Here is a 13,791-nt window from a genome sequence, read left to right as displayed (position 1 = left end):
TCGTGATGAAGCGACTCCCCAGATGCGCTCGATCCTCACCTCCCCCATTCACCCCGACAGGCCGTGCCCCCGAGGCGCTCTCCTGCTCACGTGCCGCGCCCCCTCCGGCGCCGGAGAGGAGGGCTGACCCATGGCCGACGCCCGCGCCATCCTCGACACGAGCCGCGCGCTCCAGCAGATCCTGCAGGACGGGCTCTCCCTCCTCCCGATCCTGCCCGCGCAGATCAAGATCGAGTCGCTCGACCTCCTGCCCGACCCGGTGCCCCCGCCGCGAATCACCCTCTTCCTCTTCAACATCCACGAGGACCCCTACCTCAGCAACCAATCCACCGAGCTGCACCCCACCCGCAACGGGACCGTCGAGGTGGTCGATCCGCCCGTCTTCCTCGATCTCGATTACATGATCTGCGCCTGGGCCACGACGACCGACGAGGAGCTCCAGCTCCTTGGCGACGTCATCCGCGTCCTCAACGATCACCCGCAGCTCGACGCGCCCCTGCTCGGCCCCGCCTGGCGTCCCGGCGAGGCCGTCCACCTCGCGCTCGTCAACCCGCCCATCGAGGAACAGGCGCGCATCTGGTCCGCCTTCGGGTTCAAGCGGTTCAAGCTCTCGCTCTATTACCGGGCGCGCAGCGTCCCCATCCAGTCCGGCGTGCGCCGCCGCGAGGCGCTCGTCCAGGCCCCGGCGCAGAACGTCCGCCCCCAGGACCCCCCGCCCGCGGGCGGCTCGATGGAGCGCCCCTGATGCCGTACCTGGGCTTCACCCTGCGCGACCACGCCACAGGCGATCGCCTCGTCGCCGCGCGCGAGGGCGATCTCACTGTCCTCGTGCCGCGCCGCCCGAGTGCGCTCCCGCCGCTCGTGGAGTCGCCTCGATCGAGCGTGCGTCTCGGCGATCCTCGCCTGTTCTTCAGGACCGCCAAGAACCCCCACGCCGACATCCTCGTGCTCGACATGCCGCCCGGCGTCTTCGCCGTCGAGATCCGCGCCCGCGGCTACCTGCCGCGCCGCGCCCGCGTCCGGGCCCCGCGCCGCGCGCCCATCGGCGTCCGCCTGCACCGCGACGTGACGTACCCCTTCGCCTCGGGCGACACCGTGATCCTGGGCGCCGTCGTGAGCGCGTCCGGGGCGCCTCTCGCGGGAGCTCGCGTCGAGCTCATCGACCCCGACCCGAAGGTCCCGCGGTACCGCGTGCCGCTCAACGCACGCGGCCAGTTCGCTGTCTGCGCCCCCGCAAAACGAAAAGATAGCGAGGTCACCCTCAAGGTCTCTCATCCATCCGGCTTCGTCCTCACCACGGTACCGACTGTGCAGATCCATCGAATCAACGCGGCGCCGCTGACGACGGTGCCTTGAAGGAGAGTCATGCCCGAGTATCTTGCCCCCGGCGTATACATAGAAGAGCGGCCCGGCTTGCGGTCCATCGAAGGCGTGTCCACGAGCACCACCGGCTTCGTGGGCATGACCGAGCGGGGCCCGACGAGCGGTCCGCCCGTCCTGGTCACGAGCTTCGGGGAGTTCCAGCGCCAGTTCGGCGGCCACCTGAAGCCGCGCGAGGACGGCGAGCAGAACGTCCACGGCTACCTGCCGCTGGCCGTCCAGCACTTCTTCGACAACGGCGGCAAGCGCGCCTTCATCGTGCGCGCCTACAAACCGAAGGGCGAGAGCGAGCTCGCCGATCGCCGTCAGCTCGCGCTCAAGACAGGCGTCGTCGCTCGCCTCCGCAGCGGCGCGCCCAAGGGAAGCGACCGCGTCTACCTGAGCACCCTGCGCGGCTTCAGCCCCGGCAAGGCGAAGCTCTGGAGCACCGCGGGCGCAACCCCGGTCGACCTCCGCACCCCGGAGCTCGCCTCGGGCAAGGTAATGACGGCCGCCAAGCTCGACAGCGACTACCGCACCGAGAGCGCCTTCTGCCAGATCACCGAGGCGCTCACCGACGGCAACCTCCTCATCGCCCGCGAGCCGGGCCTCTGGGGCGAAGGCGTGCGCGTCCAGGTACGCCCCGTGAGCGGGCCACCGGTCGCGCTCCTCGGCGTCACGAGCGCCGAGGACGAGCTGCGCCTCAACGTGGGGTCCTCCACCTCGTTCTACGTCGGCTGCGCCGTCGAGATCGCGATCGACAAGGGCAACCAGCTCACGCTGGTCTGCACGACCGTGAAGCAGATCCTCGGCGACAGCCTCCTCGTCGCCGTGCCCGAAGGCGGCGTGTCGCTCCCCGGGGAAGGCGCGCGCGTCACCGTCTCGCTCGCCGAGATCGAGATCCTCGTCTCCTGGCAAAAGACGTTCGAGCGCTTCCGCGGCTCGTGGTGGTACATGCCGCGGCAGACCACCCCGCCGCTCGGCCTGACCCCCGCGCAGCGCGACGAGTTCAACGCCGCGCGCTCGGCGTGGCTCGCGCTCCACCAGCGCTCGAAGCTCGTGCAGCTCAAGGGCGACGGCCGCTTCCCCGACGACGACGCGGTGCTCGACTACACCCCGGGCGAACCCCTGCGCTCGCACCCGACCACGGTGACCGGCGGGCCCACCGGGCTCGTCCCCGCGTCGGGCCCGAAAGGGCAGCCCGACGACCTGCCGGACCCGATGGGCTACATCGGCAGCCCCGCCGGGCCCGGCGAGCGCACCGGCATCGCCGCGCTCGTCGACGAGGACGAGATCGCCCTCGTCGCCGTGCCGGGCATCGTCAGCCGGAGCGTCCAGGTGGCGCTCATCGATCACGCCGAGAACGCCAAGTACCGCTTCGCCGTGCTCGACGGGCCGCGGGACGCCGACCTCGCCGCGATCCGCGCGCACCGTAGCAACTTCGACACGAGCCGCGCGGCGCTCTACTACCCGTGGGTCCAGGTGACGGACCCGCTCACCGGCGATACCATCGAAGCGCCGTCGAGCGGCATCGTCCTCGGCGTCTATGCGCGGAGCGACGGCGAGCGCGGCGTGTTCAAGGCGCCCGCGAACGAGGTGGCCCGCGGGGCGCTCGATCTCATGACGATCGTCAGCCAGGGCGATCAGGAGATCCTGAACCCCGAGGGGATCAACGTCATCCGCGACTTCCGCCAGCAGGAGCGCGGGATCCGGATCTGGGGCGCTCGCACCCTCTCCAGCGATCCCCAGTGGCGGTACGTCAACGTGCGCCGCCTCTTCCTCTACATCGAGCGCTCGATCGAGCGAGGCACCCAGTGGGTGGTCTTCGAGCCGAACAACGACGCGCTCTGGGCGCAGGTGCGGAGGACCATCGAGACGTTCCTGGACGGCGAATGGCGCAAGGGCGCCCTCCTCGGCCAGAAGCCCGAGGACGCGTTCTATGTGCGCTGCGACCGCTCGACGATGGCGCTCGACGACATCGAGAACGGCCGGCTCGTCTGCGAGATCGGCATCGCGCCCACCCGGCCCGCCGAATTCGTGATCTTCCGCATCGGCCAGCTCACCGCGGACGCGCGCACGACCTGATTCAAGGAGACGAACGATGGCGACAAAACGCGAGATCCCGTACAGCGGATTCAATTTCAAGGTCACGGTCAGCGGCGGCAGCTCGGGGACGATCACCGGCAAGTTCTCGGAGGTCAGCGGGCTCGACACCGATCAAGACGTCATCGAGTACCGGAGCGGCGAGGATCCCACGCTGGGAATGACCAAGATCCCGGGGCTCGCCAAGTACCCGAACGTGGTGCTGAAGCGAGGGATCCTCGGGGTGATCGACCTCTGGACCTGGCGCAAGAAGGTCATCGACGGCATCGGCGACCCGGACCGCAAGGCGACGGTCACCGTGGAGCTGCTCGACGAGAAGCGCACGACGGTGATGACCTGGAAGATCACCAACGCGTGGCCCGCCAAGTGGACCGGGCCGTCGCTGGCGGGGAACAAGGGCGAGACGGTGATCGAGTCCCTCGAGCTGGCGCACGAGGGGATCACCGTGGAGTGAGGCCATGAGAGCGCCTGGAATCGAGTTCACCGGCCCTGATCGCCGCCCTGGGCCGACCGACGCGCTGCGGGCCGATATCGCCGGCTTCGCGGGCATCTTCGAGCACGGCCCGGTGCTCGTGTCCCGGCGCGTCGAGGACTGGGGGGAGCTCCGCGCGATCTACGGCGGCTTCGTCCCGATCCCCGGCGCCCCGGGGCGCCAGGCGCTCTCACCGCTCGCGCTTCACGGCTTCTTCCAGAACGGCGGGACGACGTGCATCGTCCACCGGCTCGCGTCGCCGCGGATGCGCGCCGCGAAGGCGCCGCTCATCGATCCAGCGACCGGCCGGGCGATAGGCCTCGTCGCGTCGTCGCCGGGCGCGTGGGCCAACGGCGTGCGGCTGCGCATCCCGCTCACGGTGCTCCGGCGCGTCGTCGCGCCGAGCGGCTTCCCGCTGGACCACGGCCTGCCGGCGGGGAGCCTGGTCCGCGTCACCGATCGCGAGCACAACGTCGTCTTCGGGCTGCTGGAGGGTTTCGCGGGCCGTGTCGGTCTCCTGTCGAGGCGGCGGCTCGTGCCGCCGCTCGTCGTCGAGCAGATCGACACCACGGTGGATGTCACCATCGAAGGAGCCGGGGCGGCGAACCGCCGCGAGCGGTTTCGCAACCTCTCGCTCCTTCCGAACGATCGGCGGTATCCGTACCTCTTCGACTTCCTCGCGGTAGCGAAGCCGCGACCGCCTGTGTGGACACCGGCCATCCCGTCGGCCTGGCAGCCGATCGACTGCGAGCTCGAGCTGGCGCTCGGCCAGCAGGGGCCCGCCGCGTCGATGCTGCTCCGCAGCATCGTGCTCCCGGCGCCGGACGCCGAGGGATACGAGGCGTGCGATCCGTTCTGGGGCGCGCTCCCCGGGTGTCCGAGCGGCGCCAAGGGCTCCGAGATCGTGGTCGAGCTCACGGGCGGCGCCGACGCGCTCGCAGAGATCGACGAGGCGGCGTTCCTATCGGCGTTCAACGTGCTCGCGAGGAGCCCTGAGCCGAGCATCGTTTGCGTCCCCGAGCTGATGTTGCCGCTCGCCCCCCTGGAGGCCGGCAGCGACGACGCGCAGAAGCTGCCGCCGCTCGATCCGGAGCCGGCGCCGGCGCCACCCCCGCGCCCGTGGGAGCGGGCCCTGGCGGCGAAGCCGCGGCGCGCGCCCATCATGTTACAGGGCCTGCCCGCGGCGGAGATCCCCTCCGAGATGCCCCGCTACGGCGCGAGCATTCCCATGCTCCAGGAGGAGCTGCTCGCGGCCCTTGCCGGCAGCGTCGAGGGACGCGAGCGGATCGCGCTGCTCGACCCGCTGCCAGCCGAGCCGCCGCTCGAGGTCGCCGAGCGCGCCGGGAGGTTCGCCGACGTGCTGGCCGAGCGCGGCGGAGCGCTCGTGCGGGCGTCGGGCCTCGGCACGATGCTCTATCCGTGGATTCGCGTCCTCGACCCGAGGACGCCTGGGCAACGGCGCGTGCTGATCCCGCCGTCGGGCCATGTCGCCGGGATCCTGGCGAGCGTCACCCGGAGCCGCGGGCCCGCCGCGCCGTTCGGGGATACCTCGATCCTCGGCGCGGTCGCGAGCGCGCGCGATCTGTCGGAGAGCGAGCGGGCCGATCTCAATGCCCTCGGCGTCTCAGCGATCCGGGTGCTCGCGCGGCAGGGCGTCGTGGTGTATGGGGAGCGCACGGTCAGCCGCGGGGCGGACGCCGATCGTCACGTGCCAGGCGCGCGGGTGCTGGCGTTCTTGCGGCGCCGGCTCCGCGTGGTGGGCGAGACGCTGGTCTTCGAGCCCAACACGGAGCAGCTCCGGCTGCGCGTGTGCCTGCTCCTCGAAGGGGTGCTGCGAGAGCTCTTCATGCAGGGGGTCTTCGCGGGGGCGACCGCGGTCGAGTCCTACGCGGTGCGGTGCGACGAGGCGCGGAACCCGCCGGAGGCGGTCGCGCTCGGGCAGCTCATCGCCGAGATCGACGTCGCGATCGCCGTCCCGCTGGAGTTCTTGACGATCCGCGTCGCGTTCTCGCGCGACGGCGCCGCCGTGCTCGACGGCGTGCTCACGAAGGAGGCGCTGTGACGATCCCCCTGCCGGCCTTTCGCTACTCCGTGGTGCTGGGGAGCACGAGCCTCGGCGGCCTCGTCTCGGCGGTCGGGGGCTTCTCCGAGTGCTCCGGCATCGAGCTGCAGACTGATGTCTACGAGTACGCCGAAGGGGGCGTGAACGACTACGTCCACAGGCTGCCCACGCGCACGAAGCCGAGCGACATCGTGCTCAAGCGAGGGCTGATCCTCACGAGCGATCTCTGGGACTGGATCGAGGCCGTCAGCGAGGGGCGCTACAAGCGCAAGGATGGCATCATCATCGTGAAATCGGCCACCGGGCTCCCCACCCAGGCCTGGGCGTTCACGCGTGGCCTGCCGATCAAGTGGAGCGGGCCCGCGCTCGCGGCGTCGAGGAGCGAGATCGCGACGGAGTCGCTGACGATCGCGCACGAGGGCCTCACGCGCATCGGCGTGTGACGGAGGCGAGGAGAGAGGCATGCCGCTCATCGTTGGAGATATCGACGCTTGTATCCAGCTGGAGCCCGGCCCGGGGGAGGCGCCCGAGGGCCGCCGTGGCGGCGGCGAGGCCGCCGAGGACGAGGCCAAGGAGGATCCGGCCCGGCGGCTCGCCGCCGAGCGCCTCCTGCGCGAGCGGCAGACCGAGCAGCGCGATCCCAACCGGCTCGGAGGGCGATGATCATGGCGCAGAAACCGCAGAAGCTCAGGATCACCCCGAGCGCGGGGGCCGCGGTCGAGGTGCTCTTCAACCCGACGGAGTACACGATCTCCCAGTCGAACCTTTACGCGGATGTGCGCCCGGAGGGGACCGAGCAGCCGATCCTCCAGTTCGTGGGCGGCGACGCCGACGAGCTCAGCCTCGATCTGCTCATCGACACCACCGATCCGTCCAGGGGCGTGCGCGACGCGAACAAGCTGGCCAAGCCGATCCTCGATCTCGCGCGCATCCACAAGGATCTGCACGCGCCGCCGGTCTGCACGTTCGCGTGGGGCGGCGAGATCATGAAGGGGGTCGTCACGTCGCTCCGCCGGCAGTTCTTGCTGTTCGATCCCGCGAGCGGCGTGCCGATGCGGATACTCATCTCTCTCAGCGTCAAGCGCTACCGGACGCTGAGCGAGCAGATCACCGGCATGAACCGCCAGTCGCCCGACCGGACCAAATCGGTCGTGGTGCGGCAGGGCGACACGCTGCCTTCGATCGCCGAGGGCGCGTACGGCGACGCGGCGATGTGGCGGCCGATCGCGGAGCACAACAAGCTCGCCGATCCGGCGCGGCTCGCGCCGGGCCTGGTGCTCGAGGTGCCCGCGATCGTGCCCGCGCTGCGCCGGGGGGCGTGAGGGAAGGAAGAGCCGATGGCGAACGGTAATGATGTGACGAGCGATCTCCGCGTCGGCAACGGCGGCGCGACCGACCTCTATGTGCCGGAGTACAGGCTGAAATTCAACGGGACCCCGGTGCCCGAGGTCGAGTCCGACTTCCTGAGCGTGACGGTCTCGGACAGCGTGAACGAGCTCTCGACCTTCGAGCTGGTCCTCAACAACTGGTTGAACCCGGGCGAGCCGGGCGGTCCAGGGTTCAAGTACACCGAGCGGCTGTTCGACCATATCCGCCCTGGCACGCTCGTCGAGGTGGAGATGGGCTATGCCGACGCTCCGCCGCTCGTCCCGATGATCACCGGGGAGATCACCGCGATTGACCCGCGCTACCGCGCCTCGGGCGGCTCGACGGTGGCGCTCCGGGGGTTCGATCTGCTGCACCGGCTCCGCAACTGCCCGCGCAGCTTCGCCTGGAAGAACGTCACCGACGCCGCGATCGCCCGGAGGATCATCGGAGGTCGCCTCGCCGGCGCGACCGTCGAGGCCGACGCCCAGCTCGGCCCCGGCGGGCCCAGCCTGCCGAAGCACCACCACGTTCCGCAGCAGAACCTGGACGATCTCGCGTTCCTGCGCGAGCGCGCCAAGCGCGTCAACTTCGACGTCTATATGCGCGATCGGAAGCTCTGCTTCGCGCGCTCGCACAAGCGGCAGGAGCCCGCGATCACGCTGGAGTGGGGGCTCACGCTGAACTCGTTCATGCCTTCTCTCACGTTCGCCCAGCAAGTGTCGAAGGTGACCGTCCGCGCCTGGCACCCGAGCGAGGGGCGCCTCATCGAGAAGAGCGCGACCTCGCTCGCGCCCGACGAGATCGCCTCCGGGCAAAAGGCCGCTGTCCAGCGGCTCAAGGACTACTTCCGCGAGGAGAAGGAGGAGATCGTGACGAGCGAGGGCGTGCTGAACGACGGGGACGCCGAGGCGCTCGCGCGCGCCATCCTCGAGCGATCGAGCCACGGGTTCGTGACCGGACCGGCGGAGACCACCGGGGTGCCCCACCTCCGCGCAGGCACGATCGTCAGGTTCGAGAAGCTCGATAAGGTGTTCAACGGCGACTACTACGTCACCGAGTCGACCCATCGCATCGACGGCCATGGATATCGGACGAAGTTCAACGTCAGCAAGGTGTGCGCATGATGCCGGCATGGAAGCAGTTCGGGTTGATGATCGGGATCGTCTCCAAGCGAGACGACGCCGAGTGCGGGCTGGGACGGGTGAAGGTCACCTATCCAACGCTCGGAGACATCGAGAGCGACTGGGCGCGGGTGCTCGCCCCGTACGGGGGGAGCGGCCACGGCTTCCAGTCGATCCCCGAGGTGGGCGACGAGGTGGTGGTCGCCTTCATGGAGGGCGACCCCAAGATACCGCTCATTGTCGGATCGGTGTACTCGATGAAGAACAAGCCGCCTTCGGAGAAGGTGGACGAGCGCATCTTCAAGTCGCGCAAAGGCCACACCGTCGTGGTGTCGGACCAGGCGGGCGAGGAGCGCATCGAGCTCAAGACGGCGTCGGGACAGCACGTCACGATCGATGAGGGGTCGAAGGCGATCACGATCAAGGCGAATGGGAGCGTGACAATCCAGGCCGCGGGCAGCGTCGACGTCAAGGGCACGAGCGTGGTCGTCACGGCGGGGGACGTGAAGCTCGGGGGGTCGGCCGCGATACAGCCCGCGGTGCACGGGACGATCCTGCAAAGCATGCTGACCACCCTCGTGACGGCCCTCTCGACCCACATTCATCCGATCGTCCCGATCGTCGGTCCATCCCTGCCCTCACCGCAGCTCGCCGCGCTCGCCGTGACGCTCGCGCCGCAGCAGGCCTCGCTCCTCTCCCCGAACGTGAAGGTGACGTGATCGCCATGCTGCGCAGACAGCTCGGACGCGGCTTCGACTTCCCCCTCCGCCTCGACCCCCGGGGGCGCTTTGCGCTCGTCGACGGGCAGGAGAACGTGGCGCGGGCGATCCGCATCATCCTCGGCACGCGCCTCGGAGAGCGGCTGATGCTGAGCGACTTCGGCTCCGAGGTGCCCGGGATCCTCTTCGAGCCGGCCACCTCCGCCACCGCCGTGCGCATGGCCTCGGCGATCCGCACGGCGCTCCTGCGCTGGGAGCCGCGCATCGATCTGCTCGAGGTCACGGTGGAGCCCGACCCCGATGTCGAGACGCGCTTCATCGCGTCTCTGTCCTACCGGATCCGCGAGGGCAACTCCGTCGTGAACAAGGTCTATCCGTTTTACCTGCAAGAAGGCGCGGAGGCGCTCTGACGATGCCGTTCACCCCGAAGAACCTCGACGATCGCACCTTCCAGGACCTCTTCCAGGAGGCGAAGCGGCGCATCCCGGCCTACCTGCCCGAGTGGACCGATCACAACGAGAGCGATCCGGGGATCGCCCTCGTCCAGCTGTTCGCCTGGCTGGCCGAGACGTCGATCTTCCGCCTGAACCAGGCGCCGGACGAGCGGGTGTTCGTGTCGTTCCTGAACCTCGTCGGCTTCGGCCCGGCGCCCGCGCGCGCCGCGGAGGCCGTGGTCGAGCTGGCGATGCTCCCCGGCGCCGCGCCCGTCTCGGTCCCCGGGTCCGCGCTGCGCCTCGCGGCGCCGGGCCCGGACGGCGGGGGGGAGATCCCGTTCGAGGCCGAGGAGCGCGTGTCGCTCGTCGGCGCGACGCTCGCGGCGGCGCTCGTCGACGACGGCCGCGGCCCCGATCGCCTCGACGTGACCCGGGCGAACCAGCGCGGCGACGCCCCCTACGCCCCGTTCGGCGCCGCGGAGGCACCCGGGGGCGCGCTCTACCTCGGCCTCGACGCGGGGTCTCCCGAGCGGCAGCCGGTTCTGGTCCCGCGCGGCGAGACCGCGGAGATGCAGCTCTACGTCCGCTGCGAGGACGGGGGCGCCGCGCCGCTCCACGCGTCGACGTCGCTCGAGGCAAGCCCCGGTGCGGCGGAGAGCGGCGTGGCCTGGGAGGGCCGCGTCGGCCCCGGGCAATGGGCGCCGCTCCAGGTCGTCGCGGATGCGACCCGCGGGCTGCGCCAGAGCGGCATCGTGCGCCTGCTCCTGACCGATCGGCTGCAGGCGGGCCGCGAAGCGGGCGATGCGGAGGGCAAGGCGCTCTTCTGGATCCGCGCCGTCGCCACTGCCGGACGACCGGCGCGCGGCGCGCAGCGGGTTCGCTATGTCGCGCTCAACGCGTCGGTCGTCCGGCAGTGGCGCACGCACACCCGCGAAGGCATGTTCCCGGGCAGCGACGGGACCCCGCAGCAGTACCGCGCCGTCCTGCACTCGCCCATCTGGCGCGACCCGGAGCGGCCGCCGGTCGTCGAGGTCCTGGAGCCCACGGGCGACGGTCTGCCGGCGTGGCGGGAGTGGACGTGCGTCGACGACCTCGCGACGCGGCGTGCGGGCGATGAGATCGCGGCGGACGGCCACCCGCTCCGGATCTTCCGCGTCAGCGACGACAGTACCGGCGTCGTGTTCGGCGACGGCCTGGAGGGGATGATCCCGCCGCGCGCGCCCGACGGCCTGCGCATCACCTACCGGTCGGGCGGAGGGGCCGCGAGCAACGGCGCCGCGGCGCTGCAGCTCGCGGGCGGATCCATCCCCGGTCTGAGCGGGGTCACGGTGCGGGAGCGCCCGTCCGGGGGGGCGGACGAGGAGGGCGTGGACGAGGCGCGACGCCGCGCCCCGGCCAAGCTCCGCGCCCTGGAGCGCGCCGTGACCGCGGCCGACTTCGAGGTGATCGCCCGCGACCGTGCGGGCGTGGCCAGGGCGTCGGCCCTCAACCGGTATCATCCGCTCTATCCGCACGCGCCCGTCACGGGGGCCGTCACGCTCGTGGTGGTGCCGCCGCGTCTCGCCGGCGAGGCCGCGCCCGTAGCCACGCAGGCGTTCCTCGACGAGGTGGCGAGGACTATCGAGCCCTACCGCGTCCTCACCGCCGAGCTCTTCGTGGTCCCGCCGCGGTACCGCACCGCGATCGTCGACGTCGAGGTCGAGGTCGCGAACGAGGCCGACGCGAGCGAGGCGCCCGCCGCCATCGCCGCCGCGCTCTCGCGCTACCTCGATCCGATCACCGGCGGGAGCGACGGCGAGGGCTGGCCGCTCGGGGAAGCGATCGCCTACGGCGAGCTGCTCGCGGTGATCTACGGCGCGCGCCGGATCGCCGCGCTCCGGCAGATCGCGATCTCGCTCGACGGCGTGGTGCAGCCGCCCTGCGCCGATGTCCCGCTCGGCTCGCCGCTCGACGTGGTGGCCTCGGGCCCTCACCGGATACGCGTGCGCGCGCCCGAGAGGCGGAGGTAGCCATGACTCCCCCCGGGATCAGCGCGGCGCGATTTTTCCACCTCGACGGCTGGAACGACTGGCGTTTCGTGGGCGACGCGGTGCCCAGCGAGGTGCGCTTCGATCGCAGCGGGCTCCACCTGCCGCCTTCGGGGCGCCTGCCAGGTCCGGGGCGGAGCGCGCTGCACGGCGACCCGGAGCTCCCGATGGCGAGCCTGGCGCCCTCCGGGCCCGCGCGCCGGGCCGAGGCGCGGGGCCTCGCGTTCGACCACGCGGGCATGCCGACGGCGGTGCAGGGCGATGGCCGTGGCTTCTGCCTCGTCGGCGGGCGCGCAGAGGCCCCGCCGGTCTGCTGGGGGCTCCTGCCGGGCCGCCGCCTGGGCGGGCTCGCGATCGACGCGCGCGGCCGGCTCTACGCGGCGCTGCCGGACGACGGCGAGGTGCGCGTGCTCCGGCTGTCGCCGCCGGGCGAGGTGGCGCGCATCGAGGGGGTCGCGCCCGTCGGCGTCGCCTGCGATGGGCGCGGCCGGCTCTTCGTGCTCGACCGCGCCGACGGTCCGGCGCGGGCGCCAGAGGGGCTCGGGACCGAGATCGAGCTCGTGCGAGGCACCTCCGGGGATGCGATCGCCGCCTCGCGCGAGGGGCTCATCGCGGTCGTGACCGCGGGGGCGACGCACCTGTTGCTCGGGCCAGCCTCGGGGTCGCTCGCCCGCGTCGAGCTCGGCCGACCCGCGCTGCCGGCGATCGCCTTCGACCCGGCGCGACCCGCGAGCGAGAAGGAAGCGTTCCTCTTCGTCGGCGACCGCATCTCGGGGCGCGTCGTGCGCTGGCACGTCGTGAACGGCCGCGCGGAGCCCACCGCCTGGAGTGAGGCGATCGACGGCTGGACGGCGCTCGCCTCCGCCGGCGGCGCCCTCTTCGGGCTCGGAGCGACATGCGCTGTCCGCCCGATCGCGATGGAGCCCGAGGGGTTCTATGTGCGCCAGGGGCGCGTCGTCCTGGGCCCGCTCGACGCCGGCGTCCCGGGGACCGAGTGGCATCGGATCACGGCGGTCCTCGACCCGCCTCCGTCGCCGGAGGCCGGCGTGCGCGTGGAGGTGCTCGCGGAGGATGCGCGCGACGCCTACGACCCGGCGGTCCCGGGCGACGACCCGCGCTGGACCGAGCCCCGGGAGCTCATCGCGCCGCGCGCCGGGCGCCCCGCGGAGCTCGGGCTGCTCGGCGCGCGCGGCCGGTATGCGTGGGTGAGGCTGACGCTCCACGGCGACGGCCGGCACACCCCGCGCGTGAAGTGGGTGCGCGTCGAGCACCCGCGCGACTCGTACCTCCGCTACCTGCCCGCGATCTACTCGGAAGATCCGGAGGGCCGCGACCTGACGGCGCGCTTCCTCTCGCTCTTCGAGGCGATGGAGGTCGATCTCGGCGCGGGCATCGACGCCCTGCGCCGGCTCTTCGATCCGCTCTCCGGCGACCCCGAGCTCGTCCCCTGGCTCGCCGAGCGCCTCGATCTCGTGCTCGACCCGGCGTGGTCGGTGCCGCGGCGGCGCGAGATCCTCGCGGCCACGATCGCCCTCTACCGGAGGCGGGGCACGCGCGCGGCGCTGGAGACGATGCTCCGCTGGTACGGCGGCGACGGCATCCGGGTCGTGGAAGGGTGGCAGACCCGGGCGAGCTTTGCGCTCGACGGGAGCGCGCTCGTCGGGTGCGCCACGGTGCTCCCGGGCGTGGATCTGCCGCCCCGGGTGGAGCTCGGCCGGGGGCGGCCGCTCGGGGCGTCGCGCGTCGACGCGAGCCCAGGCGCGGAGGTCGAGCTGCAGCTCGCAGGCCGCGGAGAGATCCTCGTCCTCCTCCCGGCTGCGACGACCGAGCCGCTCGAGCGGATCGCGCGCCTCCGGCGCATCGCCGAGCGCGAGGCGCCGGCCGGCGCCGTCGTCCGGCTCATCACCGCCGCGAGCGGGCCGCGGCTCGCGATCGGCCGCGCCGGACGCCTCGACGTCGACGCGATGCTCGGTCGTCCAGCGCCCTTTCACCTCGCGGGCGAGGAGGCGCCGGGCGCGCCCGGCCCGCGGAGCGTCGCGCGCGAGCCGTTTGCGGACGCAGACCTGGCGCTCGGCATCGGGCCGAGGCTGGGGATGGATTCGAAGCTCTGAGGAACCAGGAGAGGA

13 protein-coding genes are annotated in these 13,791 nt (G+C 71.8%); all 13 read left to right on the top strand.

Annotated elements, in window-relative coordinates; translation table 11 throughout:
• Positions 1-130: 130 nt before the first annotated feature.
• Genes WMF46_RS47000 through WMF46_RS46940 form a run of 13 tightly spaced genes read left to right on the top strand, consistent with a single transcriptional unit; the run spans position 131 to position 13,776 of the window.
• Complete coding sequence (locus WMF46_RS47000; RefSeq protein WP_437983210.1) at positions 131-745, top strand: DUF4255 domain-containing protein; 615 nt, start codon at positions 131-133, stop codon at positions 743-745.
• The gene (locus WMF46_RS46995) at positions 745-1,356 is read left to right on the top strand and encodes a carboxypeptidase-like regulatory domain-containing protein (RefSeq protein WP_437983209.1); all 612 of its coding nucleotides are present in this window, start codon (positions 745-747) and stop codon (positions 1,354-1,356) included. The genes WMF46_RS47000 and WMF46_RS46995 overlap by 1 nt, the downstream gene beginning before the upstream one ends.
• 9 nt (positions 1,357-1,365) lie before the next feature.
• Entirely contained in the window at positions 1,366-3,444 is a 2,079-nt protein-coding gene (locus WMF46_RS46990) for a phage tail sheath family protein (RefSeq protein ID WP_437983208.1), read from the top strand.
• Between the two features lie 16 nt (positions 3,445-3,460).
• Entirely contained in the window at positions 3,461-3,916 is a 456-nt protein-coding gene (locus WMF46_RS46985; protein WP_437983207.1) for a phage tail protein, read from the top strand.
• Positions 3,917-3,920: 4 nt separating this feature from the next.
• Positions 3,921-5,996: a hypothetical protein gene (locus tag WMF46_RS46980; RefSeq protein ID WP_437983206.1), complete on the top strand. Its 2,076-nt coding sequence runs from the start codon at positions 3,921-3,923 to the stop codon at positions 5,994-5,996.
• Positions 5,993-6,439, top strand: a complete 447-nt coding sequence (locus tag WMF46_RS46975) for a phage tail protein (protein WP_437983205.1) — start codon at positions 5,993-5,995, stop codon at positions 6,437-6,439. The genes WMF46_RS46980 and WMF46_RS46975 overlap by 4 nt, the downstream gene beginning before the upstream one ends.
• Before the next feature lie 19 nt (positions 6,440-6,458).
• On the top strand, positions 6,459-6,659 hold the full coding sequence (locus WMF46_RS46970) for a hypothetical protein (protein WP_437983204.1): 201 nt from the start codon (positions 6,459-6,461) through the stop codon (positions 6,657-6,659).
• A gap of 2 nt (positions 6,660-6,661) precedes the next feature.
• Positions 6,662-7,318, top strand: a complete 657-nt coding sequence (locus WMF46_RS46965; RefSeq protein WP_437983203.1) for a CIS tube protein — start codon at positions 6,662-6,664, stop codon at positions 7,316-7,318.
• 15 nt (positions 7,319-7,333) lie between these two features.
• A complete protein-coding gene (locus WMF46_RS46960; protein WP_437983202.1) occupies positions 7,334-8,488 on the top strand; it encodes a phage late control D family protein in 1,155 nt (384 codons plus the stop codon).
• On the top strand, positions 8,485-9,204 hold the full coding sequence (locus WMF46_RS46955; protein ID WP_437983201.1) for a phage baseplate assembly protein V: 720 nt from the start codon (positions 8,485-8,487) through the stop codon (positions 9,202-9,204). The genes WMF46_RS46960 and WMF46_RS46955 overlap by 4 nt, the downstream gene beginning before the upstream one ends.
• Positions 9,205-9,209: 5 nt before the next feature.
• Positions 9,210-9,614 (top strand): GPW/gp25 family protein, encoded by a 405-nt coding sequence (locus WMF46_RS46950; RefSeq protein WP_437983200.1) that lies wholly within the window; start codon positions 9,210-9,212, stop codon positions 9,612-9,614.
• A 2-nt stretch (positions 9,615-9,616) separates the two neighbouring features.
• Positions 9,617-11,647, top strand: coding sequence for a putative baseplate assembly protein (locus WMF46_RS46945; RefSeq protein WP_437983199.1), 2,031 nt, complete (start codon positions 9,617-9,619; stop codon positions 11,645-11,647).
• A 2-nt stretch (positions 11,648-11,649) separates the two neighbouring features.
• Positions 11,650-13,776: a phage tail protein gene (locus WMF46_RS46940; RefSeq protein ID WP_437983198.1), complete on the top strand. Its 2,127-nt coding sequence runs from the start codon at positions 11,650-11,652 to the stop codon at positions 13,774-13,776.
• Positions 13,777-13,791: the final 15 nt, after the last annotated feature.

Origin of the sequence: Sorangium sp. So ce117 (assembly GCF_051524395.1) — a bacterium.
In the GTDB taxonomy this organism is placed as follows: Bacteria; Myxococcota_A; Polyangia; order Polyangiales; family Polyangiaceae; genus Sorangium; species Sorangium cellulosum_B.
This window is presented reverse-complemented; position numbering and strand designations above follow the sequence as displayed.

Coding starts and splice junctions, on each gene's coding strand:
- WMF46_RS46965 (WP_437983203.1), top strand. CDS start 6,662: ATGGCGCAGAAACCGCAGAAGCTCAGGATCACCCCGAGCGCGGGGGCC.
- WMF46_RS46950 (WP_437983200.1), top strand. CDS start 9,210: ATGCTGCGCAGACAGCTCGGACGCGGCTTCGACTTCCCCCTCCGCCTC.
- WMF46_RS46960 (WP_437983202.1), top strand. CDS start 7,334: ATGGCGAACGGTAATGATGTGACGAGCGATCTCCGCGTCGGCAACGGC.
- WMF46_RS46940 (WP_437983198.1), top strand. CDS start 11,650: ATGACTCCCCCCGGGATCAGCGCGGCGCGATTTTTCCACCTCGACGGC.
- WMF46_RS46945 (WP_437983199.1), top strand. CDS start 9,617: ATGCCGTTCACCCCGAAGAACCTCGACGATCGCACCTTCCAGGACCTC.
- WMF46_RS46995 (WP_437983209.1), top strand. CDS start 745: ATGCCGTACCTGGGCTTCACCCTGCGCGACCACGCCACAGGCGATCGC.
- WMF46_RS46980 (WP_437983206.1), top strand. CDS start 3,921: ATGAGAGCGCCTGGAATCGAGTTCACCGGCCCTGATCGCCGCCCTGGG.
- WMF46_RS47000 (WP_437983210.1), top strand. CDS start 131: ATGGCCGACGCCCGCGCCATCCTCGACACGAGCCGCGCGCTCCAGCAG.
- WMF46_RS46970 (WP_437983204.1), top strand. CDS start 6,459: ATGCCGCTCATCGTTGGAGATATCGACGCTTGTATCCAGCTGGAGCCC.
- WMF46_RS46985 (WP_437983207.1), top strand. CDS start 3,461: ATGGCGACAAAACGCGAGATCCCGTACAGCGGATTCAATTTCAAGGTC.
- WMF46_RS46955 (WP_437983201.1), top strand. CDS start 8,485: ATGATGCCGGCATGGAAGCAGTTCGGGTTGATGATCGGGATCGTCTCC.
- WMF46_RS46990 (WP_437983208.1), top strand. CDS start 1,366: ATGCCCGAGTATCTTGCCCCCGGCGTATACATAGAAGAGCGGCCCGGC.